Annotated in this window: 28 protein-coding genes and 2 pseudogenes; 1 reads left to right on the top strand and 29 read right to left on the bottom strand. The window is 71.4% G+C overall.

Annotated features, from left to right (window positions below):
* Window positions 1-533 precede the first annotated feature (533 nt).
* The 3 genes from ACW4TU_RS03755 to ACW4TU_RS03745 are packed head-to-tail and all read right to left on the bottom strand — an operon-like array spanning window position 534 to window position 3,201.
* A complete protein-coding gene (locus ACW4TU_RS03755) occupies window positions 534-1,652 on the bottom strand; it encodes a DnaB-like helicase N-terminal domain-containing protein (protein WP_457424586.1) in 1,119 nt (372 codons plus the stop codon).
* Window positions 1,652-2,923, bottom strand: coding sequence for a DNA cytosine methyltransferase (locus ACW4TU_RS03750; RefSeq protein WP_457424584.1), 1,272 nt, complete (start codon window positions 2,921-2,923; stop codon window positions 1,652-1,654). Before ACW4TU_RS03750 ends, ACW4TU_RS03755 begins: the two co-directional genes overlap by 1 nt.
* Complete coding sequence (locus ACW4TU_RS03745; RefSeq protein ID WP_457424582.1) at window positions 2,920-3,201, bottom strand: hypothetical protein; 282 nt, start codon at window positions 3,199-3,201, stop codon at window positions 2,920-2,922. Before ACW4TU_RS03745 ends, ACW4TU_RS03750 begins: the two co-directional genes overlap by 4 nt.
* 184 nt (window positions 3,202-3,385) lie before the next feature.
* On the opposite strand from ACW4TU_RS03745, the pseudogene ACW4TU_RS03740 reads away from it, so the two are divergent.
* Window positions 3,386-3,947: pseudogene (locus ACW4TU_RS03740) on the top strand (SMI1/KNR4 family protein).
* A 249-nt stretch (window positions 3,948-4,196) separates the two neighbouring features.
* Here ACW4TU_RS03740 and ACW4TU_RS03735 read toward each other — a convergent pair.
* From ACW4TU_RS03735 to ACW4TU_RS03610, 26 genes and pseudogenes are all read right to left on the bottom strand, one after another.
* The gene (locus ACW4TU_RS03735; protein WP_457424580.1) at window positions 4,197-4,802 is read right to left on the bottom strand and encodes a hypothetical protein; all 606 of its coding nucleotides are present in this window, start codon (window positions 4,800-4,802) and stop codon (window positions 4,197-4,199) included.
* Between the two features lie 231 nt (window positions 4,803-5,033).
* Window positions 5,034-6,839: a type IV secretory system conjugative DNA transfer family protein gene (locus tag ACW4TU_RS03730; RefSeq protein WP_457430694.1), complete on the bottom strand. Its 1,806-nt coding sequence runs from the start codon at window positions 6,837-6,839 to the stop codon at window positions 5,034-5,036.
* 24 nt (window positions 6,840-6,863) lie between these two features.
* Window positions 6,864-7,238 carry an SPDY domain-containing protein gene (locus tag ACW4TU_RS03725; protein ID WP_457424578.1) on the bottom strand — a complete coding sequence of 125 codons (375 nt, stop codon included), beginning with the start codon at window positions 7,236-7,238 and terminating at the stop codon, window positions 6,864-6,866.
* 135 nt (window positions 7,239-7,373) lie between these two features.
* A pseudogene (locus ACW4TU_RS03720) lies at window positions 7,374-7,424 on the bottom strand (hypothetical protein); the annotation flags it as partial.
* Window positions 7,425-7,638: 214 nt separating this feature from the next.
* Window positions 7,639-8,232, bottom strand: coding sequence for a hypothetical protein (locus ACW4TU_RS03715; RefSeq protein WP_457424576.1), 594 nt, complete (start codon window positions 8,230-8,232; stop codon window positions 7,639-7,641).
* Window positions 8,233-8,249: 17 nt separating this feature from the next.
* On the bottom strand, window positions 8,250-9,116 hold the full coding sequence (locus ACW4TU_RS03710) for an SPDY domain-containing protein (protein ID WP_457424574.1): 867 nt from the start codon (window positions 9,114-9,116) through the stop codon (window positions 8,250-8,252).
* A complete protein-coding gene (locus ACW4TU_RS03705) occupies window positions 9,107-9,487 on the bottom strand; it encodes a hypothetical protein (RefSeq protein ID WP_457424572.1) in 381 nt (126 codons plus the stop codon). Before ACW4TU_RS03705 ends, ACW4TU_RS03710 begins: the two co-directional genes overlap by 10 nt.
* Before the next feature lie 62 nt (window positions 9,488-9,549).
* A complete protein-coding gene (locus ACW4TU_RS03700) occupies window positions 9,550-10,365 on the bottom strand; it encodes an SPDY domain-containing protein (RefSeq protein ID WP_457424570.1) in 816 nt (271 codons plus the stop codon).
* Window positions 10,362-10,751 (bottom strand): hypothetical protein, encoded by a 390-nt coding sequence (locus ACW4TU_RS03695; RefSeq protein ID WP_457424568.1) that lies wholly within the window; start codon window positions 10,749-10,751, stop codon window positions 10,362-10,364. The genes ACW4TU_RS03700 and ACW4TU_RS03695 overlap by 4 nt, the downstream gene beginning before the upstream one ends.
* A 264-nt stretch (window positions 10,752-11,015) precedes the next feature.
* Window positions 11,016-11,777, bottom strand: coding sequence for an SPDY domain-containing protein (locus tag ACW4TU_RS03690; protein WP_457424566.1), 762 nt, complete (start codon window positions 11,775-11,777; stop codon window positions 11,016-11,018).
* Window positions 11,778-11,813: 36 nt separating this feature from the next.
* Window positions 11,814-12,227 carry a hypothetical protein gene (locus tag ACW4TU_RS03685; protein WP_457424564.1) on the bottom strand — a complete coding sequence of 138 codons (414 nt, stop codon included), beginning with the start codon at window positions 12,225-12,227 and terminating at the stop codon, window positions 11,814-11,816.
* A gap of 48 nt (window positions 12,228-12,275) precedes the next feature.
* The gene (locus ACW4TU_RS03680; protein WP_457424562.1) at window positions 12,276-13,031 is read right to left on the bottom strand and encodes a hypothetical protein; all 756 of its coding nucleotides are present in this window, start codon (window positions 13,029-13,031) and stop codon (window positions 12,276-12,278) included.
* Window positions 13,032-13,056: 25 nt separating this feature from the next.
* Window positions 13,057-13,761 carry a hypothetical protein gene (locus ACW4TU_RS03675; protein ID WP_457424560.1) on the bottom strand — a complete coding sequence of 235 codons (705 nt, stop codon included), beginning with the start codon at window positions 13,759-13,761 and terminating at the stop codon, window positions 13,057-13,059.
* A 13-nt stretch (window positions 13,762-13,774) separates the two neighbouring features.
* A complete protein-coding gene (locus tag ACW4TU_RS03670; protein ID WP_457424558.1) occupies window positions 13,775-14,686 on the bottom strand; it encodes a hypothetical protein in 912 nt (303 codons plus the stop codon).
* Window positions 14,683-15,465 carry a hypothetical protein gene (locus tag ACW4TU_RS03665; protein WP_457424556.1) on the bottom strand — a complete coding sequence of 261 codons (783 nt, stop codon included), beginning with the start codon at window positions 15,463-15,465 and terminating at the stop codon, window positions 14,683-14,685. Before ACW4TU_RS03665 ends, ACW4TU_RS03670 begins: the two co-directional genes overlap by 4 nt.
* Entirely contained in the window at window positions 15,462-15,899 is a 438-nt protein-coding gene (locus tag ACW4TU_RS03660; RefSeq protein WP_457424554.1) for a hypothetical protein, read from the bottom strand. Before ACW4TU_RS03660 ends, ACW4TU_RS03665 begins: the two co-directional genes overlap by 4 nt.
* Before the next feature lie 108 nt (window positions 15,900-16,007).
* The gene (locus tag ACW4TU_RS03655) at window positions 16,008-16,445 is read right to left on the bottom strand and encodes a hypothetical protein (RefSeq protein WP_457430692.1); all 438 of its coding nucleotides are present in this window, start codon (window positions 16,443-16,445) and stop codon (window positions 16,008-16,010) included.
* Window positions 16,446-16,707: 262 nt separating this feature from the next.
* The gene (locus ACW4TU_RS03650) at window positions 16,708-18,507 is read right to left on the bottom strand and encodes a hypothetical protein (RefSeq protein WP_457424552.1); all 1,800 of its coding nucleotides are present in this window, start codon (window positions 18,505-18,507) and stop codon (window positions 16,708-16,710) included.
* Entirely contained in the window at window positions 18,504-19,646 is a 1,143-nt protein-coding gene (locus tag ACW4TU_RS03645) for an AAA family ATPase (protein ID WP_457430690.1), read from the bottom strand. Before ACW4TU_RS03645 ends, ACW4TU_RS03650 begins: the two co-directional genes overlap by 4 nt.
* Before the next feature lie 194 nt (window positions 19,647-19,840).
* Window positions 19,841-20,062 (bottom strand): hypothetical protein, encoded by a 222-nt coding sequence (locus tag ACW4TU_RS03640; RefSeq protein WP_457430689.1) that lies wholly within the window; start codon window positions 20,060-20,062, stop codon window positions 19,841-19,843.
* A gap of 287 nt (window positions 20,063-20,349) precedes the next feature.
* Window positions 20,350-20,805, bottom strand: a complete 456-nt coding sequence (locus ACW4TU_RS03635) for a hypothetical protein (protein ID WP_457424550.1) — start codon at window positions 20,803-20,805, stop codon at window positions 20,350-20,352.
* 63 nt (window positions 20,806-20,868) lie between these two features.
* Entirely contained in the window at window positions 20,869-21,219 is a 351-nt protein-coding gene (locus ACW4TU_RS03630; protein ID WP_457424548.1) for a hypothetical protein, read from the bottom strand.
* Window positions 21,220-21,221: 2 nt separating this feature from the next.
* Entirely contained in the window at window positions 21,222-21,629 is a 408-nt protein-coding gene (locus ACW4TU_RS03625; protein WP_457424546.1) for a hypothetical protein, read from the bottom strand.
* A gap of 38 nt (window positions 21,630-21,667) precedes the next feature.
* Window positions 21,668-22,465, bottom strand: coding sequence for a hypothetical protein (locus tag ACW4TU_RS03620; protein WP_457424544.1), 798 nt, complete (start codon window positions 22,463-22,465; stop codon window positions 21,668-21,670).
* 392 nt (window positions 22,466-22,857) lie between these two features.
* Window positions 22,858-23,385 carry a hypothetical protein gene (locus tag ACW4TU_RS03615; protein WP_457424542.1) on the bottom strand — a complete coding sequence of 176 codons (528 nt, stop codon included), beginning with the start codon at window positions 23,383-23,385 and terminating at the stop codon, window positions 22,858-22,860.
* Window positions 23,385-24,077, bottom strand: coding sequence for a glycosyltransferase (locus tag ACW4TU_RS03610; protein WP_457430687.1), 693 nt, complete (start codon window positions 24,075-24,077; stop codon window positions 23,385-23,387). The genes ACW4TU_RS03615 and ACW4TU_RS03610 overlap by 1 nt, the downstream gene beginning before the upstream one ends.
* Between the last annotated feature and the right edge of the window lie 47 nt (window positions 24,078-24,124).

The following is a 24,124-nucleotide window of genomic DNA, read 5'->3' as shown; positions in this document are numbered from 1 at the left end:
GTCCCAGTCGGGGAGCGGGTCATCGACGACGACCGTCCGCACTTCGGGTCTCATGGGCGAAAGATTGACTGTCTTCGTCACCGTGCGCAGGGCGTCGTCGCTGCTCAGGCTGCCGTTGCCGCAGCGAGCGACGGCACGGGGAACGCCTACTGTTCGTCGGAGAGTTCCCGCTTCTGGAGGCAGTGGTAGAGCTTTCCTCCGCGCCTGACTCCAGACCCTCCCGCGCAGCCACAGGAAGTTGAGGAACAGGAAGACGTTCGTGATGTAGTTCCGCTTGGTCTCCCTCGTGTAGCCCCGGAACGGACTACTGCGCGTTTACAGGCTGAGGAGCTCGTTCGGCGCGGTAGGTCGGCGAAAGCAGAATCGGATCAACGGGTCGGATTTTGGTCGACTCTTCGCGCTCCGCGGGGTCTGCTCACCCCTCCAAAACGGGCACGTGTGGCGACACGCTCGGCGCCGTCTTGGGAACCCAGAACACACGCGGTCGAACGCCACCAGGACTGCGGGGGTGCGGCCGTTGGCGGGTTGGGGGGTTAGCGGGAGACGCGGGCTGGGGGAGTCGTGGTGCGCGGCGGGCCGGCCCGGGGCGGGGCCGTGGCCTTGGTGCGCGCGGGACTGGCCGTAGGGGCGGGGGAGGTGGCGTGGTGCCAGCGGGTGCGCACTGCGGTCAGGGTGGCGAGTGCGCGGCGGCTGCCGGTGATGAGCTGGTGTGGGGTGTTGGCGGGGTCGTCGGTGTAGGTGGTGATCCGTTCGGCGACGGTGCGGGCGCGGGTGAGGAGGGCGCGCTGGAGGATTCGCTCGCCCCAGTACTCGGGGGATCCGGCGGGTGTGGAGACCAGGGCCATCAGCTCGCGGGGGGTGAGGGAATCGGTGATCAGTCCGCGGTGCTGGGCCTCGCCGAGGACGGTGACGGGGTCGACCATGTCGCCGCGGTGGACCAGCGCCGTGACGGACTGCCAGAGCGCGGCGTGCAGTGGAACGACGAAGTCCTCCGCCATCAGCCACCGCATCTGCTGCACCTCCTCCGGATGCGCGGTGGCGGTCGCCAGGAGAAGGCGTTCCTCGTTGAGGTCCTCCTCGCCGGCCTGCCGTACGACGTCTGCGGGCTGTGGAGTGCGGGGCAGGGAGCCGGGGTGCGGGGCGAACTGCCCGGCGAGGTCGTCCAGGACGCGGCCGAGCGCGTCGGCCTGCGCGAGGGTGGTGGTTGCCGGGTCGGGCCCGGCGGTGTCAGTGGCGATCCGTGCAAGGCGCTCGGCGTGCAGGCGCAGCGTCCGGCGGGCGTGGTCGGCGCGGATCATCCGGGTGTACGCCGCGACGTGCTTGGGGGTCGGGCAGAACTGGATGAGGGCGTGGAGGTAGGGGGCGCTCAGGCCGGGAGCGTTGGGGCGGGCGAGCTCCAGGACCTGGTTGAGCCAGGCGGTGTTTTTGGCGTGGTCGGCGGGGTCGGGCGGCGGAAGAGCACGGATCGCGGTGAACAGGCTGGCGTGGGAGTGATTGTCGAAGTGGCCGGCTACCAGCGTCCCGGTGTCGGCCAGACGTGGGGGTTCGAGGAGGAGCGCGCCGAGCAGCGCCTGCTCGGCGTAGTGGACCGGCTTCGGCGCTGGTACGAGGTCGAGGTCGTCGTCCTCGTCGGGATCAGGGGTGCGGGGCATCAGGCGGTGAGGGTGAAGTCGTCGGGATTGAAAGGCTTGTTGAGGTGCGGGGCGAGCAGATGCGCGGCCAGGCGCGGGGGGACGGCGTTGCCGATCTGCGAGAACTGCTGTCCCTTGTTCCCCTGCCACGGGTTGTCGGCGGGGAAGCTCTGCAGCACGCCCGCTTCCCGGGCGGAAATCTTGATCGGTTCCGGCGCCGGCTGCTGCTTGCCGTCCGGAAGGCCGGAGGTGGTGTCGGCGACCCAGGTGCACTCGTTGGCCCGGTGGCCGAAGAACAGCGTGCCGGCGGGCTCGTCGGCTCGGCGCACGGTGGCGTTGGCCTGGTTGTTGCTGCGCAGCGACCATGACCAGCGGTGCGCCTCGGCCGTGCACGTGGGGGCCGGTGTATCTGCGGGGCGGTTCTCGCGGGCACCGTGCCGGGCGGCCCTGCCGGAGCCCTCGCGCCGGGAGGCCGGGACGATCTCCGTGGCACGGGGTGTCCAGGTGCCGCGGGCGCGTGCGTCGGTGAGGGTCTTGCGGGAGCCGGAGGGGAAGGGTTCCGGGCCTCCGCCGGGTCCGCCGCCTGCGCAGACGGTGGGCACGGGACGGTCGGTGGCGCCCCAGCCGAGGGCGTTGGCCATGGACACCCAGCGGGCGCGGCCGGGGCCGAACAGGGACTCCGGCTCCGCGGCCTTGGCGTGGGTGGGCGAGGGGGGTTCGGCGGTGCGTGCGCGGGAGGCGAGCAGGATCGCCCGCCTCCTGGTCTGGGGGACGCCGTAGTCGGCTGCGTTGAGGATGCCCGTCCAGGTGGAGAATCCCCAGCTGCGCAGGATGGCCGCGTACTGCTGCCACAGCGGCAGGACGTCGGGGACTTCCTCCATGACCACCCATTCCGGTTCGCCCACGGTGTTCAGGGCGTGCAGGTAGCGCATGGGCTCGGCCGCGAGCAGGGACCGCTCGTCGCGGCAGGCGGCCAGCAGTGCGGCGCGGGTGTCGCGCCCGGCGGCGAGGTCGGCGACGGCTTGGTGGACGAAGGGCTGGTCGACCAGGCCGAGTCGCTTGCCAGCCATGCTCCACGCCTGGCACGGCGGACTCGCGATCAACCCGCGGGTTCTGCCGACGAACGGCCGGACCGGATACATCGCCACATCCGTCTGGATCGTCAACTGCCCTGCCGCGGCGCGGGTTTTGCACGCCCAGGCATCCCACTCCAGGCCGATGTCCCGCACGCCGAGCACCGACAGCGCGTGGCTCCAGCCGCCCGGACCCGCGAACAGATCCACAACGGTCAAGAGGCGAGTCCGAAGTCGTCCTGCACCGGCTCGGCGTCACCGCGGCATGCCCAGGGAGAGCAGCCGTCGATCACACCGTTCTCCAGTTCGTCCACTGCGGCGGCGCGGTCGTCGAGTTCCTCCTGTCGCGCTGCCCACTCGGCGCCCGTGACGTGGTCGACGGGGGCCTGGTCGAGAGGGGTGCGGGAGCGGTGCAGGAACGCCTGCCCGAGCAGCCGGTTGCCGGAGGCGTTCGCACGGGGGTTGCCCTGGCGGATGGCCGCGTCGAACGCGACCACGTCCTCCCATTCCTTCGGGCTCGTGTCCCGGATATTCCTCCACTGCGCGTTGCCGTGAAATGGGCAAGTTATTGAGAATTGAGACAGGGGTGTGACCTTTCTGGGAGGCAGGAAGATGCCAAGGGGCAGGTGGTAGTGCCGCAGCGTGCGGGGCGTTGTCACAGCGAGGTGGTATCCATGCCGCATGAATATTGATCAAGCCGACCCTGCTGCGCTGGCGGTACTTCGTGCGGCGTTCGGCGTGGATGATGGAGGCGAGTCGGCTCTTGGCTGGGAGGCAGTCCGTGCCTTCGAGGCAGAACACGGGATCGTGCTGCCCGAGCCGTATCGGACCTTCGTCGCGGAGATAATGGACGGTTCGCACTCCGGGCCGCCCGAGTACGGACTGCTGTCGGTGGCGGAGCTGCCGGACGACTGGGGCGATGACGAGCAGGAACGCGACCTGAGCAAGCCGTTCCCGCTGGCGGAGGCATGGATGTGGGAGGAAGACCCGAACCGGTCCGAGGATGCCGACGAACTCCTTGAACAGGTCTACAACCACGGCTCGGTCGTGCTCGGCACCCGACGGGTGCGCGATGAACTGGCATCTCATCGTCACGGGACCTCACCGAGGGCACGTCTGACTGATCAGCGACGTCGGTGCTGTCCCCTTCGGCGAGCAGTTCGGGTTCTCCACTGCTGAACCTGGCTTTGCCGGCTGGGTCCGCCATTGGGCGGCGAACAACCCCTGGTATGACGCTGCGTGACTCTTCAGGAGTGTGGCCTGTGGTGGTCCTCTCCAGTTCCGATCGACTTCATGAGCTCCGTGAGAGGGACGAAGCTGTCGGCCGTCCCCAGTTCCCTGGGCGTAGGGCCCGCTGGGGTGGGGGTGTCCGCGAGGCCTTCGGCGAGTGAAGGCAGGGCGGTCAGCGACGTGCGCAGGCCGTGGTGGTCGCGGTGGGAACGGGATGGGAGGCCGGACTGAGGAGCGGAGACTCCACGGGCGGTAGACGCGGTCAGCGGGAGGGCGCGCGACGCTGCTGGGACGGGCCGGCTGGCCGGCCTGGTGAGCCGGAACGGACCGCGGTGACCTGTGCGGGTGGTGCCGGTGGCGGGTGTTGGAGGACGGCGAGCCCGGTCAGCAGGCTGGTGTGACCGGCCTTGGTGAGATGAAGGCGCCAGCTTGCGAAACTCGTGTGGTTGACTTCGCGGCGGACCAGGCCCCGGGATTCCAGGGAGTTGGTCGTGGCCCGGGTGACGTGCAGATTTCCGTCGCAGAAGGCATAGGTGTGGCCGGCCTGCTCGGACAGGGAGACGGTGCCGAGGGAGACCTCGCGCAACACGGCGTACTGCAGCGGGGAGAGCCGCCCGGCCGGCGCCGTGACGGCGGTGGCGTTGTCGGCGGGCGGCAGGACGGGGGCCAGCGACTCGGCGGCGTGGGTGCACGCGGCGGGCACCTGGGCGAGCAGGCTGCGGGCGGCGTGCAGGGGCTTGCTGGCCGCGGCGGTGAGCCGGCGGTCCCATTCCGGCTTCTGCTTCCGGCTGAAGCCGGCGGCCGTGGGTGACGAGTCCGGCGACGATCTGCTCGGAGGCGAGCTCGACGTGGTGGACAGCGGTGACAAGCCGCGACGTCGTCTCGCGGAGCTCTCGGTGCGCGTGGGACATGACCCGGCACGTGCCGGCCCAGGGGCGCAGTCCGGAGGCGATCGCGTCGGCTGTGTCCGCGAGTTGCGCGAGCACACGCAGCTTCAGGGGGAGGCCGACATCGAAGGCGCACCACAGATCATCACGCAGCGCCATGGTCTTGCTGCCGAGCTCGAACAGGTCGCCGAGCGTGCCGCGGGCGGGAGGGATCACGCGGCCGTCCCGAAGTTACCCGGCTGCGGTGCGTGCTTGGCGACGGCGCGGGCGGTGATGCCCTGGGACGCGTGGGCGGAGGCCGCGGACAGCTGCTCGGCGCCGGGCTCCGCGTACCAGGGGCGTAGGTCGAGCATGGCGGCGCGCAGGCCGGTGGCGAAGACGAGGGCGGTGCCCTTGGGCAGGGCGCGGATCGCGTCCGCGGGCAGGATGCGTTCCTGGCGCATCGACACGCTGGTGGACTTGCCCGAATCGGAGGTCGAGGTCGAGGTGGTCTCCACGTCGTGGTCGCCGATGAGCCGGGACAGTTTGTCGGCGAAGTCGGGGTCGTCGATCCCGGAGCCGATCACCTTCACCGTGCTCGCGGACCACATGGCGTCCATGCCCGCGTCGCCCCACACCTTCTGGCCCTGCCGGTAGGACTGCAGGATGGTGATCGGGATGATCCCGCGCGAGCCCAAGTGGCTGTACAGGTCGGGCAGATCGGAGATTTTGCACACGTTGGCGGCCTCGTCGAGTATCGCGAGCATCGGCGGGTCGAGGCGTCCGCCGGCGCGTTCGGCCTGGGCGGTCGCGGCCCGCATGACGGAGTCCGCGCACGCGGCGATCAGCGCACCGGCTCCGCCGCCGCCGTCCTTGGACAGCAGGTAGAGGGTGTCGGCGCAGGTGACGAACGCGGACGGCCGGAACTCGGGGACGTCCTTCTGCGGGGTGACCCAGCGGGCGATCTCGGTGTTGAGGAGGGCGGCGGCGTACTGGCGGGCCGTCTCGTAGATGCCGTCCCGCGTTTCCGGCGGGCCTTCCACGGTTCCCTTGAGCTGGGCGGCGACCGCGGTGAAGGAGTGGTCGCGCAGGATGTCGAGCGGGGTGCGGTCGGCGGGGAACGCCAGCCACTGCATGACGTCGGTGACCGGCCGTTCGTCCAGGGCGGCGGCGAGGAAGAGCTGGGAGAGGATGTTGCTGCCGGCCTTGGACCAGAAGTCGCCCTGTTGGGAAGCGTCCACGGACGCGGTGAGGAAGTGCCCGGCCAGGCGGCCTGCGCCATCGAGGGTCTTGGCGTCGGCGAGCGGGTTCCACCACATCGCCCGTTCGGCGTGGGCGATCTGCTGCGGGTCCATCGACCACGTCCGGCCCACCTCCGCGCGGGCGGCGACGGTGGCCGTGTAGGCGTCGCCCGCCGCCTTGTTGGAGGTGAGCAGGACCGGGCCGGGCGCGTTGAGGACGGACGGGATCGCCAGCGAGGTGGTCTTGCCGGAACGAGGCGCCATGATCGCGACCGCGACGTCCTCGTACCCCATGCGGACCTCGTGGCGAGTGCCCTGGAGGTTGCCGAGCAGAATGCCGGTGTCGGCGGCGTCGATGTGCTTGACGCCCGTGAGACTCGGCCGCAGGGAGCGGGCCTTGGCGGTGATCGCCTTGGCCAGGAGCGGCTCGATGTCCCTCGGCTTCGCCATCCCGGCGGTCTTCTTCTTCCGGCCGCCGCCGGCGTTTGCGTGCCGGGACCACACGACCGCGACGGTGAGGGCAAGGACGATCACCGCGGTGGCGGGGATGATGCGGGTGGCGATGAGAAGGGACGTTTCTCCGGCCTGCGGCCAGAGCCGGTTGGGGTGGAGCAGCGCGTCGGTGGGCTGGTACGGCGCCCAGGGGCCGGAGCTGGTGGCCCGCGCGGCGAGGTTGCCGCACAGCCAGGCGAGATTGGACAGGGGGACGGCGATCGCAAGGGCACCGAGGAGCACCTTGAAGGCGATGTCGTAGCCGTCGCTGCTGGAGGAGGCGGAGGGACTGTTGGGCAAGGGCAGGGTTCCGGGGTAGGGGGGACCGGGTCAGCGCGTACGGCGGGACGGCTGCGGCTGGTGCGGCGGTGGAGGCTGCGCGGGGCGTGCGTGCCGGGCGGCGAGGTATCGGACGCGCTGTTCCAGCGGATCCGGCAGGTCGGCCGGACCGTCCGGCGCGGTGGCGGTCTGGATGTGGGGACGGATCCAGCGCGGCAGGGCCCGCAGATCGCGGCGCAGGGGTGCGGGATCGGCAAGGGCCCGGATGAGCGGGGTGATCAGGTGGGCTGGGGTGGTGGCGTCGAGGCGGGCCTGCCAGACCCAGTCCCCGGGGTTGTCACTGAACGAGGTCGTGATGAACCAACGGTCGGAGCCGTGAAGGACGAAGCGGTCCACCTGGACGTGTCCGTCGGGAGAGGCGAACATGCCGTCGTCGATCTGGTCCCAGTCGGCCTGCCGGAGCGCCTCGAAGGGATCGCTTACAGCCGTCCCGGCGGGTGCGCCATCGGGGACGGTCAGGGCGTCGGTCAGGGCCGCGATGATCTCGACCGGAGTGCGGGCATCGAAGCTCGCGGACCAGGCGGGCCAACCGGGTCCGGGGGCGTGGCGCAGGCTCCACCACGGTGCGTCGGGGGCCGGCTCCAGTCGCAGGAGGGTCTCTTGTCGGGGCTGGTGAGCATGACCCGGGGCGTCAGGGGGTCGTGGCTGTAACTCCAGCCACAGGCGCGGTGAAGGGGGACGGTGATCCAGGCGGGATCACCGCCGCCGGCCAGGTGGCGCGGCCCGACGAAGCCGACCTCCACGGCCTTCGGGGACTTCGGCACGCTCACCTCCGGGCCAAGGACGCCGGGGGAGCGGAGACCGAAGGAACGGGTCGAGGTGCGACGGCTTCCAGAAGCGGCGGGGTGTGCCGGGTGGCCGTGTGGATGGCGAGGATCACGGGGGCGTGCAGGGCCAGATCGTTCAGCGCGTGCCGCGCCTCGGCGTTGCGCGCGTCGATCAGGTCGTCGTATGCCTCTGTCCCCGGGCCGGCAGAGTGCGGCAGGCCGTCGAGGCGGTCGCCGTAGTCCTCTTCGAAGGCGTCGAGCTGGTCGAGAGCGGCTTCGGCGCTCGCCAGATGCCACGGCCAGGGGGACTGGACGGCTCGGGCGGGTAGCTGCTGGAGCTGGACTTCGGCGGTGGAGATCAGCTCGCGGGCGAAGGGGCGGATGAGAGTGGCGGCCGTCCAGGTGTCGGCGTCGCGGCGGGCGGCGCGCCGCCCGTAGGTCTCGTCGTCGTAGGGCCAGCAGTCGGGATCGGTGTGCTGGTCGGAGTAGGCGTCCCACGCGGCCAGGACCTGTTCGCCGGTGCGCAGGAACGCGGCGAGTCGGTCGAGGCGCTGCTGGTCGATGACGCTCGGAGGGAAGGGTGGGGAGGTCACAGGGGGTCTTTCATCAGTCATCGGGTGCGAGCCGCCGAGGCGGCGGCTGGGCCGCCGGGAGCGGCGGAGGGGGCGGTGTCCAGCCGCTGGCGACGTCGGGCTGCGCGCACTTGGGCCTGGATGTACTTGAGGCGCTGCTCGTGGGCGTCTGCAACATCCCTGCCGGTACGGCTGGTTCGCTCGTACTGGACGTCGTGGTGCCACCCTTGCTGGCCCCAGTCGCGCAGCAGCGGTTCGGGGCTGGTCAGGGCCGTGACGAACCCGGCAATGGCGTGCGCGGGTGTGTGTCCGTCGAGCCAGCCGTCCCAGACCGAGCGGCCGTCGAAGGCGGATTCGGCGGCACCGGCGGGGTACTCCCTGGTGCGGACCCGCCAGAAGAAGGAAGAGAGGGGCACGTCGTTGTTGAGGTGGCTGTATTCGGCGACCGCCCGCTGGTCGGGGGAGCGGGCCTCGAAGCCGGTGCCGTTCTCGCTCTGAGTGATCTTCCAGCCGGCGGCGCGGACGACGTCCCACGGTTCGGGCGCGTCCGCGGGTGCGGGGATGAGGAGCGTGTCGGTGAGTCCGGCCAGGATCTCGGCCGGGATCCGCCGGGTGAATCTGGCGGACCAGGCGCGGGAGTTGGGCGGCTGGACGGTGAGGCGCCACCAGTTGCCGGACGGGGCGAACTGGGGTGCGGCTTGCAGCCGGGCCTGCAGATCGGGGCTGGTGACCTCGGTCTCCGGGGACGCCGTGTCGGAGGTGATGGTCCAGCCGGCGGCGAGCAGGGCGTGGGTGACGTGGCGGGCGTCGCCGGGACCTGCGAGGTGCCGGGGGCTGGTGGAATGGAGGATCGTCGACTCGTGGTCGTGCCGGAAGGCGGCCAGCTGCCGCTCGGTCACCGGCATGTACCGCTCCCTGCGGTATCGCCGTGCCCGGTACGGATCGGGGGCTGTTCCAGCAAGCGCAGTGTCTGGTTGAGCGGGTGGCGCAGTTGGTCGACGGCCGTGGCGGCGTCGAGGTACTCGCGCACCAGGCTGGTCACGGTTGCGTCCCACGGGCCGTCCGCGTGCTGGGTCAGGCGGCGGGAGACTTCGCGCAGAACCTGGGCGAGGGTGCCGACAAGGGCGGGGGCGGCGTGGACAAGCGGGGCGAGTAGAACGGCGGCGCCGACGTTGTCGGGGCTGACGCGTAGATGGGCGGTGAGCCGGGCCAGGCTGTGGACAGCCCTGTGGATATCTTCCGCAGTAAGGGCGTCGTCCCAGGTCAGGTCGATCATGAACCTCCGTGTGGCCGAGGGGAGTTGGGGACAGGGGGTCGGACGGGACCGCCCGAGATGGGTCAGCGGCGTCGGGCGCCGGCCGTGGCGTACGGGCCGGTGGTGCCGGACGGGTTGCGGGTACCGGTGGTGGCGAAGCGGGCCCAGGTGGCGGCGCGGGCGGTGGTGATACGGGCCTGCTGCCAGGCGGAGAGCTGGGAGGGCAGGACCGACACGGACGTGGTGCGCACCCGGCTCGTGGGCGGGACGTGCCCGCGCGGACGCATCACCGGCTGCGGGTCGGCCAGCGCCGTGGCGAACGCCTCGACGAGGTGCAGCGGGGCGGTCGGGGTGAACACAGCGTCCCAGGTCTGCCCGTGTTCGGTGCGGGCTCCCGCCCACCACAGGGCCTGGCCGCGCTCGTCCTGCCGGTACTGCAGCCAGGTGTCGCGGCCGGGGTGGACGGCGGTGAACGTCTGGTCCTCACCCCGCTCGCTGGTCCAGCCCTGTTGCTCCAGCTGCGCCCAGGCGTTGGGCGCGTGCGCCAAGCGGGACCGGGTGAGGGCGTCAGTGACGCCAGCCACGATCTCCACCGGGGTTTGCCGGCCGAACGTGGCATGCCACGCCGGCTGAGAGCCGGTGGCCTTGCCGGAGATGGTCCAGCCGCCGGGATCGGTGTGCGGGTCGTAGCCGATGCGGACCGTGCGGTCGGGGCTGTCGAAGACGAACGGGCCACCTCGGTGGGAGGAGTCCTTCCAGCCGGAAGCACGCAGGAACTCGGTGACATGCCCGAGGTTGCCGCCGCCGGCGAGAGAGCGGGGCTCGATGAGGTAGTGCTGCTCTGCCTGTTCGCCCCCGGTGCGCGGTGTGCTCCAGCCGGTCCACTGTTTCCCGCTCACCTGCGTCTCCTCACGACCATGGCGGTCGGCACCGGCTTCGGCGCCGTCGTGGGAGCCGGAGCCACGGTGCTGGCGAGGGCGTTGAGGGCCTCGGTGTGTTCGTCGAGGTCCATGCCGATGTCATGGAGTTCGTTGGCGGCGCGGCCGATGGCGAGCCAGACCTCGGGCGGGAGGAGGCCATGCTCGGACGTGTCCTTGGCGAAGTGGGCCCCGGTGACCATCAGCGTGGTGAATCGGCCAAGGACGCCCTCGTCGCAGTCGAGGACTCGTCCCAGGATCTGGGCTGCCTGGCGCGACGGGGCCTGGGAGAGATGTTCGGCGAGCTGGGTGAGCTGTCGGGCGATGTCGTCAGCGAGGCGGACGGGGTAGGAGATCGGGTCGGTCACGGGCCTCCTGGAGGCAGACGGGTCGGGGTCAGGTGTGGTGGCCGAGGCGCCGGGATTCATCCAGCGCGGGCTCGGGGCGGCCGGTGGCCAGGGGGTTGGCCCTGCCCCGGGTGCTTGGGACGAAGGCGCGCAGGTATCGGCGGAAGAGGAAGACGGCCAGACGGGGTGGACGGTCAGCGGTGATCGGCGGCGGACTTCGGCGTGGTGCGAGGGGTACGGAAACCTCCTGGAACAGGGGTGATGAGCAGGCAACCCGGGGGGTGGTCAGCGGGCGTGGATGAGGGGCGTACGGCCGGTGGAAGGAAGCGGTGCAACGGGCAGTGAACCGGTGTGCCGACGGCCACGGGCTTCGGCGATCCGTGCTTCGAGCTGTGCCTGTTCGTCGTCGTAGCCGCGCGGGGTCTGGGTGATGCGGGTGTAGGGCGCGCAGCCGTGCAGCGGTGTTCCGATGGCCATCCGGGGCAGCGGGTCGTCGCAGGCGAGGCTGTGGGTGAACGCGGCGACGATGCCGGGCGGGGTGTGCGTGCTGAAGGCGGCCGTCCACCATCGGAATCCGTCGACCGTGCAGGTGGCGTGCCACGGGCGTGGCGCACGGTTGGGTGCGGGCTCCTCGGTGAAGTGGACCAGGCCGTCCGGTGACACGGTCGTGGGTGTTGCGGCAGTGGCATCTGTCGTCCACCCGGCCTCGTACAACGGGCCAAGAACAGCAGGCCGTTTGCGGGAGGCCGGGCGCGCCATGGCGTCGACGAGTGCGGTGACGTACTCGACGGGTATGTGCGCGCCGAGGAGTGCTGCCCAGTCCTCCCCGTGAGAGGTGGTGGCGCGCAGGCTCCAGGTCCAGGCTCCCCGGCGGTTGAGGACGACGTGCAGACGGCCGTCGGGGCTGGTCAGGGCGGTGTGCTGGTCGATAGTGGACACGTTCCGCCAGCTGTGGCCGCGTAGCAGCAACTCGGTCAGGTGTTCACAGTCGCCGCCGCCGGCGAGATAGCCGGGTGCCGCCAGGACATAGGGGGTGGGGTGGGGCATGGGCTCCTGTAGAACGGACAGAGGGCCGGGTCGAATTCAGCCGGCGCGACGAGAACGGCGGGGCCGGGACGGCTCGCCGGCCGCGGATGTGCGGGCGGGCGGTGCGGAGCGCTGAGCGCGGACCTCCGCAACGGCGCTTCGGTAGGCGACTTGGTCGAAGAGATAGTCCGGGATGGAGACGACGTACCCGGCTACCAGCAGCGTGGGAACGGCACGGGAGGCGAGCTGCTTCTTCTCGTCCTCCCCGAGGTGGGCGGGGGCCTCGTGCCAGACGTAGGCCGGACCTGCCGGGCCCGCGGGCCGGACGGTCTGGCGTTCGAAGCCGAGCTCGTCGAGCAGCGCGAGGAGCCGCTCGGGGGCGCCGGTGGGGGTGTCGGCGTGGACCGTGTCGGTCAGGGGCTTGCGGTAGATCTCGACGTCGGTGCCTTCGTCGTCGGCACGATTTCCCATGAGGGTGGAACTCCTGGTGTGGTGTTGCGGCTCCCGGAAAAGGGCGTGTCACCGGGTCCGGTGCGGGGCCCGGGCCGGTGAGGCGGGCGGCTGGGCCGGCGCCGTGTCCGGTGCGGACCGGCCAGGCGGGCGGGACAGCAGGACGCCGACGCCCAGCTCGGACAGCCGGTGGCCGACGGCACGGACGGACGCGGCCACCCGGGCCGAATCGCCGTCGGACAGCACGAACATGTGCCGGGCCTCGTCGAAGACGAAGCCGTACTCGGTCAGGGCCGTGGCGACGTCGTCGCGGTCGGGCTCGGCGGCCACGACATCCTCGCCGGACCAGGTCAGCACCACACGGCCCTGCTGGCCGGCCTGGGCGGTGGCGAGGCGGGAGGCGTTGTCCCGCACCTGGGCGAGGGCCGTGTCGTAGCGGGACAGCAGGCGGAGCGAGACGTGCTTGGCGGCACGGAAGGGGTCCTCGTCGACGGCGATACCGTCGGGTTCGCGGACCCCGTGGAACGCCTCGACGGGCAGGCCCTCGGGCGCCATGGCGGCGATGAGGAAGCCGTCGTCGTGGCCCTTGCGGTCCATGACGAACAGCCGGGTGCCGTCCGCGTGCCGGGTCAGGACGGCGCAGTGGTCGACGAGGTGCTCGGCCATGGCATCGGCGACCTGGTCCATGTCCCAGACATCGGCGGTCAGTTCGTCGTGGTCGGTGTCGCCGCCGCGGTCGGGGTGGTACTGGCTGCTCCACTGGCCGGGCAGTTCGCCGGCGAGGACGGCGGCGAAGGAGGCCAGGGAGTCATCGGGCGCGTGCAAAAGTCTCCTCGGGGAAAGGGGCGGGTCATCTCCGGCGGCCGGTGGGGACCGGCGCGGCGGGGAGAACACCGGGGCTGGTGGGGATACGGGGTGGCGAGCAGGCACAGACGGCGGAGGCTTCCGTCTCGCCTGGGCCGGTCTCGGCCGTGCACGGCCGCCGAGCGGGGTGGGGTGCATGCCGGTCGGCGAGCTCGGTGCGGGTGTGCGCGAGGTCGGACCGAACGATCTGGAGCCGCCCGTCGGCGAGGTAGCGCAGCCGCTTCGCGGTGTGCCGGTCGGACGGCTGGCCGAGCCCGTCGCAGAAGTCGGCTGCCGCGATCAGCACGTCGCCCAGGGCGGTCAGGACACCGTCGTGCGTGGCGGTCAACTCCGTGAGGACGTCGGCGGCTTCGTCCGTCGTGGCTGCCTCGCGCAGTCGCTCGGCGAGGTGTGCGACCTGGGCGCCGAGCGGGAGTTCGTATGGTTCGCGGCGGTCGGTGTCGAAGGCTTCGTCGCAGTCGACGTGGTAACCCACCGCGCGCAGCCGGGCGACGGCGCGGGTGGCGATCTGTTGTTCTTCGGCCTCGTGGAGGCCGGTGGGGAGGCGGTGGTAGCGCTCGTGGAGCCGGGTGACGAGGACGAACCCGGTGCGTTCCAGGATGCTGTGGGCTTCGGAGTCTCCTCCGCGGGCGAGGACTTCGCCGGAATGGACGTCGCACCGGAGGGTCAGCAGGCGGTCGGCCAGGGCCAAGGGCAGGAACCTTCTAGTGGGTTGGTCGAGCACGGGCGGACGCGGCCGGGGGTCGCGGGACGGGCTGTGCGGTGGTGGGAAGCGGCCGGTGGGGTGCGGTGGCCAGGTCTGCCGCGGTGGTGTCGAGGTCCTGCTGGATGCCGTACAAGCGGTGGGCGATCCACTCCAGCTGCTGCCGGGCTCGGTCGGCTCCGGGTGAGTCGGGCTGCAGGCCGAGGCGCTGTGCGGTGTGCTCGACGACCGCACGGACGGCGGCCAGCGGCCCGTCAGCCTCATCGCTCACCTGCGTGAGCAGCGCCGAGAACTGCATCGCAGCGCTCAGGACGACGGGCGGCGAGGACAGTGAGTCCGCTACGGCGGAGCGGAGCCTACGGGGTGCGGTGTTCGGGACGGGGAGCAGTCGGAGGTCGGATTCGATGCGCCGTGCCTCGTCCGACAGCCGGCGGAGCAGGGTGTGGGGCTGTTTCTGCCAGGTGCCGTCCTCGCGGATGAGGCTCGCGAGGAGGTCGAGGCGTCCGGGCTGGGCCTGGATGGCGAACCAGCGACAGCCCTGCTCGTCGCCGGGGACCCCGAGGTGCGCGGTGCGGGCGAGGCGGTGGGCGATCTCCGACCACTCGGGTCCGGTGAGCGCCCGGTCATCGGGGTGCAGACGAATTGCCGCGTGCCAGATGGCATCCCGGCCGCCGTGCCGGTCCGTGGTGGCGGGCCACTTCCAGCACGGGTCGTCCAGGTGCTCGGCCCACTCGTCGGACGTCCAGATGCCCGTACCGTCAGGGCGGTTTGAGGCGACGTAGTCCACGTGGCCCGGCCAGTGGGCGATCACCGTGTGCTCGGTTAGCCCCTCCTCGACGCAGACAGGACGGCCCAGGGACTCGGCGAGCGCCTCGGAGGCGAAGTCCCCCAGGGGCGCCACGCGCACGATCATGTACGCACCTCGGCGGCGCCTCGTCCGGCCAACTGGTGGATGTCCTGGCTGGCGGCAATCAGCGATCGCTCGCGGACCAGATCGGCGTGCACGGACACATCGCCGGGCGGCAGCAGGTCCAGTGCGCGGTCGATCGACTCCAGTGCGGCCTGGTGCCGGCCCAGTTGACGCAGCGCACCCGCTTCACGGAAGAGCACGATCGGATCGGTGCGCGCGGCGAAGGGAGGCCGGGTGGCGATGGCCAGCATCCGCTCCGCACGTCCGGGCAGGTAGTGGCCGAGCCACAGGCCGTCCAGCAGCACATGCAGTGTCTTGGGGTGATCACCGGCATCTGCGAGAACCTGGTCCATCAGGGTCAGGCCCTCGGTCTTGGACTGGCCCAGCAGCGCGAAGGCGTACAGGGCGCGGCTGTAGCAGTCCAGGCTCTCGCGGGCTGTGGGCGGCAGCTGGTCGACGAGCGACTGAAGGGTGGGGCAGCGGAAGTCGTAGCGCAGCGCGCTCAGATACAGGTGCCGGTAGGTCCGCGCGGTGATCGGGTCGGGCCCGGGCGTGCGGATCTGCTCCGGACGCAGCAGGCCGAGCACACTGCGTCCGGCGGACCGGGCCGTCCAGGCGGCGTCGGCGCACACCTGCGCCGATTCCTGCCAGGTGGCGTCGAGTTCCCGCAGGTCGCACGCGAGCCGGGCGGGCCACTGGCGACCGGCTGCGGCGTTCCGGGCCCGGCTGTCGGCACGGAGCAGGGTGAGGGCGCGTCCCGGGCGGCGGGCGGGGAGCGTCATCGGCCGCCCCGGGCGTCGGTGATGTGCACGAGCTGGTTGAGATGGGTGAGCGTGTACCAGCCGCAGTCGAAGGAGCCGCTGCCGACGGGCACCCTGGGCAGCACGTAGTCCTCCAGAGCGCGCCGGTGGATCAGGCAGTCGGGGCAGTGATGGGAGAGGTGGATCATGTAGCGGGGGTGGGCGGTGATGAAGGTGCGCTCCTGGCCCTTGGGGTTGCGCAGCCGCCAGCCGTCTTCATCCGTCGGCAGGTGCCAGGAGGGGGCGACGATCGTCATGACGTTGCCCGAGAGCCTGCCGTCGCCGACGCCTGTAGGGATCACGACCGTGTCGCCGTGGGTGAAGTGGGCGTGGGTGATGTCCCTTTCGGCGGTCAGAGTTTCCAGGGAGGGTCTCCAGGCGGAGGGTATGTGGGAGGGATGAGAGGCGTCGGGCACGGCAGCAGGTCCTTCCACGAAGAGCACTCGGTGGCGGTGGGAGGATCAATACTCCGGACGAACTCCGGTTTCGCTAACCGGGGACCGTCGGGTATACGCGCCGGTCGGCTACCGGTACGGGTTCTCGGTGCCGCGGTCGTTCGCGGTTGCGGCGTCGAGGAGTTCGGGCAGGTCGGTGCCCTCGGCATCCCTCTGGTCGATCCACCATCCGGCCCGGGTGATCGCGCGGATCTTCTCCTCCAGCACCGTCCAGTCGGCCTCGGTCCAGGTGCCCTCGGTGACCAGGGCGGCGTACGCGCGGGTGGCCAGCTGGTGGCGGGAGCGTTCGCCCCAGTCCCGGGCGCGTTCGGTGCCTTCCAGCGGCGGCATCTCGAACTGCTCGGCCCACACAGCGGCGGTCTGCTGTTCCTCGGCGCGCCTGGCGACGAGCCACTCCTCCTTGCCAGCACTGTCGGCGTCGCGGGCGGCCTTCCAGCAGGCAGAGCAGTCCCGGGAAGCGAGCCAGCGGGCGAAGCCGGCGCGCTGGTCGGCGGGGCGGTCGGACAGGTCGTGGACGACGTCGTGGGTACAGGTGTGGGTGACGGTCCAGTGCGTTCGGACCCCCGGGGAATTCCGTTTGACGGGCGTTACGTTCGAGGTCGGGCTGCTGGTCTGGGGCTTCAAATCGAGTGCCTTTCGTTGGCGGTTGGGGTGGTGGCCTGCGTCGTTGCGGAGGGTCGTGCATCAGATGCACGATTCATGCGGCGGACGGAGGCGGTCTGGAGTGCTTGGCGGTGGTCTCGGGGACGCTTCCGCCTTCTGCGTCGTCTCAGCGTGTCCTGCGGATGGCGTCTGTGGCCGCCGTGGCGATGGCGACGGGAGCGCTGGAGGGCTGGGGCAGGTGCAGCAAGGTGGTCCCCGGCAAGTGGCGGGACTCCGCGGTGAGGGTGAGCTGGAGTACGGCGCAGCCGGCGGTCGTGAGCTGCTGGACGCGGGTGACGGCTTGAGCCGTTTCGTCGCTGCCGTACCGGGCGTCGGTGACGATCACGAGGAGGCGGCCGGCGCCAGGGCGGCTGAGTTCGAGGCCGTGGTCGAGTGCGTCGATGGCGTCGCCGAGGTTGTGGTGGCCGCCCTTGGCATCGAACGTCGTCACGCGCTCTGGTGCTCGGTGGGTGGGTCGGGTCAATGCGGTCAGGTGCCTGTCATAGGCGATGGTGGCGGTAAGGGAGTCGGGGTCGGTCAGGGCTGCTGCGCGTGCCACGATCCAGGCAGCGGACGCGACGGGCGCGCAGGCGGCACGCATGGAGCCGGAGACGTCGACGGCGATACCCACACGCAGCGGTGGGGTGGGGGAGTTCCGGCGGCGGGTGTGGGTGAACGGTTCCGCGGTGGGGACCGACCCGGCCGCGCGCTGAGCGTCGCGGGCGAGGGCCGCGCGCATGTTGAGGCGGCCGGGCGGGGTGGGGCTGGTGGTCCGCTCCTCGGTCCGCTCGCGGTAGGCGGCGGCACGCAGGGCGCGGCTCAGGCGCGCGGCGGCACTCTGCTCGGCGGCGGTGGGCCTGCGGGTGCCGGTGACCGGGTTGCCGTAGGGCGCCGGTGTGCCGTCGGGGGTGACGGTGGTGCCACGGGCGTTGAAGACCGACTTGGCGGTGGCGGCGGCTTTGCGTCGCTGGCCGGCCCGCTGGGCGCGGTCCTGAGCCTGCGCCTTGGACTGCGCGGCCACGGCGTCGGTCGCTGCGGCCTGTGCCGCGAGGTCGGCGGCGTCGGTGGCTGCCGTGCTGTCCATGACGACCCCCACGGCGCCGGACAGCAGATCGGTGAGGTTCTCCGGCACGGGCAGGGCGGGGGCCGCGGTGTCCAGAGCGTCGCACCATTTTTGAGCGTGCGCGAGCATGGTCGTGGCGTCGTGGTCGGCGCACTGGTGGGCTGCGGTCCAGATGCGGGTGAGGGTGGCCAGCAGGTCTGCGCCCAGCACCTTTTCGCACAGATCGGCGACGGCCCGGGTCTCGCCGGCGTCCAGGATGCCGACGTCACGGCGGCCGAGGACCAGGGCCGCCACGCCGGCGGCGTGCTCGATGCCCTGGAGGGTGGGGTGGGCGATGTCGGGCATGACCAGGGTTCGGGCACTGGTGCGCAGGTACGTGCGGTCCGTGGGCCGCGTGATCAGGTGTGCGCCTTCGACGCGGCTCTCCTCCAGCAGGAGCGCGGCCTCGACGACACGGGGGTTCGCTCCGGCAGGCTGCGTCCAGACGGAGTGGGCCGCGTGCGCGGCCTCGTGGACGAACACTCCCCAGGCGGCGGGATACCGCTCCTCGTCGCCCACGATCCGCGGATGGATCTCGTGGGGCTGGAGCGGGGCGAACAGGCCGGCGTCGAACTCGACCTCGCCCAGAGTGGGGAAGAACGCGGCCGGTGCGCCGCTGCGCGTGCCGGGGCGGCAGGTGACGAGGAGGTCCTGGCGGCCGGAGAGGTCGACCAGCCGATCGCCGAGTTCGGCTCCCACGCGCAGCCACGCGTCCGGGGAGGAACGGGGTTGCGCGGGCGGGGCGCCGTCGTCGTCCCATCGCGCGAGGTCGGCGTCGTCGTCCCGGGTGGTGGCGGGGGACTGGACGTGGTGGTGGGCGCTCATCGCGAGCGGCCCCGGTGTGCGGAGACGGTGCTGCCCGGGGGCTGCCGGACGGCCGAGGCGGGGAGCTGCTTGCCGAGGGTGAGGGGCGCGATCTTCCTGACGCCGGCAGCCTTGATGACGGCGGCGGCGACGGCGTCGCGATCCTCCACAGGAGCGATGCCGACGAGGTTCGCGAGCGCGGCTTTAGTGCCGAGGACGGCCTCGGTCTTCTGGTAGCTGAGCAGCTCCCGCAGTTGGGGGGCCCATCCCAGCTCGCCGAGTTCGACCTGGTGGGCGAGGTGTCGGGCGACCCGGACCACCCGGGCATCGATCCTCAGCGCCAGGGCGAGGTCATAGTCCGTGCCGATCTGGATCTGCACGCTGAACCGGCTCGCGAGCGCCTCCGTCAACACCGCCCCGTGGACGCCGGGATTGTGGCCCGCCACCACGTAGAAGCCCGGCTCGGCCTTGATGGTCTCGCCCTTGTGGGCCTTGACCTGGATCTGCCTGCGCCCGTCCATCGCGGGATACAGCGCCGCCAGGACCTTCGGTGAGATCAAGGTGGCATCGTCGATCAGCAGGGCGCGGCCCTCGGTCATCGCGGTGACCAGCGGACCGTACTGGAAGACGTAGCCTCCCGCGTCATCCTGTGTGTACTCGCCGACCAAGTCGCCGACCGTGGTGTCGCCGTCACCGGCGACGGTGAGCAGGTCCGGGAACGCCGCCTCGACCAGACTCGTCTTGCCGGTGCCCGGAGGGCCGTAGAGCAGCACCGGCACGTCGGCGTCGCGCAAGCGATTCAACGCCTCGACGTCGGGCAGATCGGCCAGCTCCCGGGGGTGGTAGACCTGGCCCCCCGCGCGGCGGATCGGGCCGGGCTGCCTGGGCGCGGCTGCCGCGGGAAGGGTCGTGCGGGCCGTGGCCGCCTGGGCGAGGGGAGAGTGGGTGCCCGGTGGGCTGATCACAGCGGTCTGCGCGGCTGCGCCGGTTTTCACGTTCGCGCGGAACTCCGGTTGACCGGTTCCGCCTTGGTCGGCCTCGCCGCGTCGCACCAGGGTGAGGGCGGCGTTGCGGACGGCGCCGTGGGAGTGGCCCAGCTGCCTGGCCATGTCCCCGATGGTGAGCGTGTCCGCCGGCCGGTCGGCCAGCAGTCGGGCCACCTTGGCCCGTAGTTCGCCCCCCTTGGTGCGCGCTGGACTGGTAGGCGTTCCGGGTGTGGTCAAAACGAGGCCCCTTCAACAGGTGCGGGTGCGGGCGGGGTTGGCGATGCGCTGGAGAGGCTGGCCGCTCTCGGAGCGGATCACGGACTGTGCCGACATCGGCGAACGGGCCAACCGGGGCGTACCGTCGGCGCTCACCGGCCGACCGAGGGCTCGGTCCAGGTGCAGGAGATGGCCGGCGACGAGCAGCTCGCCGGCTGCCGAGCAGGCCCGTGCGTCCGCTCCGTACCGGGTTCCGTCGCTCGGCAGGCGCAGCCTGGCGTCTCTTCGAAGCCGGCCTGGAGCAGGATCCGCCGGGCGGCGGCGTTGTAGCCGGTGGTGGTGATCTCGCCGGTGATGGTGTGCCGGATCGTCATGAACGGCTCTGCTGGTGCTTCGGGCAAGGCGGATCTCCTATCGGTGGTGGCGGGAAAGCGGTGGGGTGTTGGGCGAAGGCGAGGCGGGCCCGGAGCTTCCAGCACATCAACGGTGCGTGGCTGGACCACGAACGATGGGCAATGACTGCCGACATGCTCCAGGGCGGGCCTCACCGCCCCGCAGCTACCTGACTCGCCTTTCCGCACGTTCTGATAGCCGGGTGTACCAACAACTCCCATATACAGGGTCTCCTTGTGTTGGGGTGCGGCGTGGGCCGCCGGTGGGGTCAGCGGGTGTGCGCGGGGCGCGGGTAGGGCTGGGTGAACTGCCGGGCGGCGCGGTCGAGCAGGTCTATGTGGCGTTGCGAGCACCGGGAGGCTTCGGTGGCCAGCGTGCTGTCGATGCGGGAGTCGAGGGTGCTGACGGCGTCCAGCCCGGCGGCGCGGGCGACAGCCAGGCGCAGCTCGGCGTCTACCCAGGCCCGCTGATCGGCCGAGGGGACCGGGGTGTTGTCGTCGCCGGGGCCGGCGAGGCGGGCCAGGTATTCGCTGGCGCCGCCGAGGATCTCGGGCAGCGGGATCTCGTCGGAGGCCATCCAGCGTCCGTGCTCCAGCAGCGTGACGATGGCACAGCGCAACACGGTCATCTCATCGAGGTGCGGCGAGGTGCAGATCTGGCAGCTCCAGTTGTGACAGTCCCACGAGGACGAGGACGAGGACGAGGACGGATCGGGGTCGGGCAAGGCAGAAGGGCCTTTCAGAGCGGGGCGGATGAGGAACGGGTTGGTCGTGACGTCCCCGGGGCGTCAGAGGCTCTGCCGGCGTACGCCGGCAGGCGGTGTGGGCTGGGCGGTCATCGCGGGGCTCGCGCGGCGTGCCGACGGCGGGGCGGCTGCGGCGGGGGGTGCGGGGCGCAGGTCCGGGTCGAGGTCGACCACGTAGCGGGCGGCGATGAGCATGTCCGCTGCCCAGCTGGCGTGTTCGTTTTCCCAGGCGCTGCCGAGGTCGAAGGGCAGCCGGACCCATTGCCCGCGCAGCGTCGGATACGTCAGGAACCCCGCGCGGGCCAGGATGCCGGCGGCGAACGCGTCGTAGTGTCCTTCGACTTCGATCTCGCCGCCTTCGCCGCGGGTGATGCGGATCGGATCGCTGGTCATGCTCACCGGCCCCGTCCCTGCCCGGAAGCCGGGGCGCCGCCGACGGCGGGCAGCGTCGCCGACGCGGAGGCGGCCAGGGCGGTGATGCGGGAAGGGCGTATGGCGGCGGCCTGCGCGATACGAGAACGCCGTACGGCCAGGTCGTTGCTGGTCGTCGGCCGGGGAGGAGCCGATGCGCGGTCGGGTTCGAGCGTACTGTCGGCCTGTACTCGGTAGCCGAGGCTGCGCAGGTCGTGAACGGCTTGGAGGGTGCGGCGCAGCCCGTCGCGTTCCGGCTCGGTGAGCCGGTACAGGCCCGGCGAAAAGGGAACGGGCTCGAATTGCTCGCGGACGAGGTACCAATCGGCCAGATGGGGAGTGAAGCTCGCGTCGGCGGTGGCGACGAAGCCGTGTTCGGGGTGAGTGCGCAAGTGGAAGTGGTGGGACAGAGGGGAATCCTTTCTGCTGGTCAGCGGCGTGGGGCTGGCGGACGGGAAGGGCGTGGCACGGCGAGCTGGGCGGAAGGAACGGGCTCGCTGCCGGGCGGCTGGGCGGGGCTGCCGGGCACAGCGGAACGGGCGATGCGCACGAACGCGTCGCGCGCGCCGAGCCAGGTCTCGATGGCCGGCACTGCCTGCAGCCCGAGTTGCATGCGAACCTCGGCCGGGGGCCGCAGACGCCACGGCTGGGCGGAGTCGGGGTGACGACGGTGCCGCCAGGCGTCGAGCGCGGCCTGGCTCCCGGCGAGTGTCTCGCTCAGTTGGGCCACGATGTCGGCGTCCGCGGAACGGTCCGAAACCGCGGCAGCGCACTGCTGGAGAAGGTCGGGTGCGTGAGTGAGGACCGGGTGGAGGGCCCGCCAAGCGCGCACGGCGAAGGCCCTGTTCGCTGTCGCCACCTCATCCCCGTCAAGGCGGGTGCCGTCGCTGGAGCGGCCGGACTCCCAGATCGCTGTCACGGCGTCGTACTCGGCACGGAGTTCGTCGAGTGCGGTGACCACGGCGTCCAGGCGTCGGGCGTGCAGGGCCTGGTGGTAGGCGGGCAGGAACGTGTCCATGATGGCGTTGGCCGCCCGGCCGGGCCGGCTGGGGAGAACGATGCTGTTCGGCGCGTAGGGGTTGTCGTAGCTGGTGTCGAACTCCAGAGGGGAGGCGAGCGCCCCGACCAGATAGCCGAGTCGGGGATACTCGCCCCGTTGGGCGAGCAGCAGTTCGACTCCGGTGTCGCTGGTGAGCTTCGCCGCGTACGGCACCCGCTGGTCCTCCACTGCCTGGACGAGTTCACCGCGGTCCCACAGCCAAGGCAGCAGGTCCCCCTGCCAGACGGGGTGGCTGTAGATCTCGACCTGGGCGGTCCGCCGGGCAGCAGTTCGGCGATCCGGTCGGCGATGTCGCCGAGGAACGCGTGCCCGCTGACGTTAACGGTGGTGCGGTGGCGGTGGGCGAGAGGCAGCAGCTTCACCGCGGTTGTCCGGATGTCCGGGCCGGGCGTGCTATAGGTGCCGTCGTTGCGTTTGGTGAATCCGGCCTGTTCCAGGGCGGTGTGGGCCCACTTGTACTGCTCGCCGTGGGCGATGGCGACCAGGCCGGCGGCGCGGCTGTAGGCGAGCGTGATCGCGGCAGGAGGGTTCGCAGGCAACTCCGGTTCCTTCGGTGGACTTCAGGGTCGGGCACGCTGCCGTGGCTGCTCGACGGCAGCCGGCTGGGTTCGTAGGCCGGTCGTTCGCGGCGTGGAGGGCCCGGGTGGTGTGGCCGTCGCGCGCAGGTCGGCGGCGGTGTTGCGCAGGCGGGCGCGGGCCGCGACGTATTTCTCGGCCGTCATGATCCGCAGAACCTCGCGGTCGTTGCGCAGATGCGAGTGGGCGAGGTCCGCCACGGCCTCGCGTTGGAAGCCGGTCGTGGCGTAGGTCAGGGCCTCGGCGAGGATGCCGAGGGCTTTCGCGATGCCGGCCGTGGCCCTGGTCAGCCGGACCAGGGCGGCGCGTTCAGGCGGGTGGACCGTGGCCGGTGTGGTGAAGCGTTCCTGCGCGCGTTCGGTGGCCTGCTGCAGATGGTGGGCCAGGACGGCAATGTCATCGGTGAGCGTGACCAGGTCGACGGCCCCGGGATCAGTGGGGAACTCGGCGGCCAGTTCGTCCAGACGCCGGGCCAGATGATCGAAGGTGGCCTGGGTGATCGAGGAGGACATCAGACCACCCCGGCCGTATCTCTCGGCTGCTGGGACGAGAGAGCAGCCCGCAGGGCGCGTCCGTAGCACCATGCGTGCCGTCGAGCACTGGCCTCCAGCACGTCGTAGGAGTCCTGGCGGGTCATCTGGCCGGGGTGTTTGCGGTAGCGGTAGACCGGGACGGGCAGCAGGATGCCCGGCGTGAGGCTGGTGACGCCGATCGCGGCCATGTAGTCCTCGCCCTGGACGAGCCCGCCCATCGGGGCGGCGCGCACGAGTTCGGTGCGGGCGAGGATCGTGGTCGGCCCGATCGGGATTGTGTCTGCAGGGTTCTTCCAGTACGTCCAGACGTCTCCGGCCTCGTGTCGGCCGGGCGGCGTGGGGCAGCGCCACAGGGAGGTCGTGCCGTCCGGGTGGAGATCCTGGCTGTATCCGGCACACCAGCCCACCCCCGTCGCCTCCAGCACATGCAGCCGCACGGCCATCGCGTGGTCGGGGAACATGTCGTCGTCATCCGCCCAGTTGACGTACTCGGTGCGCACCTCGTTCAGCGCGAGGTTGCGGGCGCACGCCGCCCCCACGGGGCGGGGCAGCGGCAGGACGCGGACACGGACATCGTCGGCGAGCGGGGCCGGCAGCCGGTCGGGAGCGGCGCCGTCGAGCGCGATGACCGCCTCCCAGGGCACTTCTTGGCGGGTGAGGCTTTCGTGCAGGGCCGTCAGATGGCCGAGCCGGTCGGGCCGCAGCTGGGTGGCGATGA

The organism is Streptomyces kryoterrae (assembly GCF_054072135.1).
The sequence above is the reverse complement of the archived record's forward strand: the minus strand, read 5'-3'. Positions and strand labels throughout refer to the sequence as shown.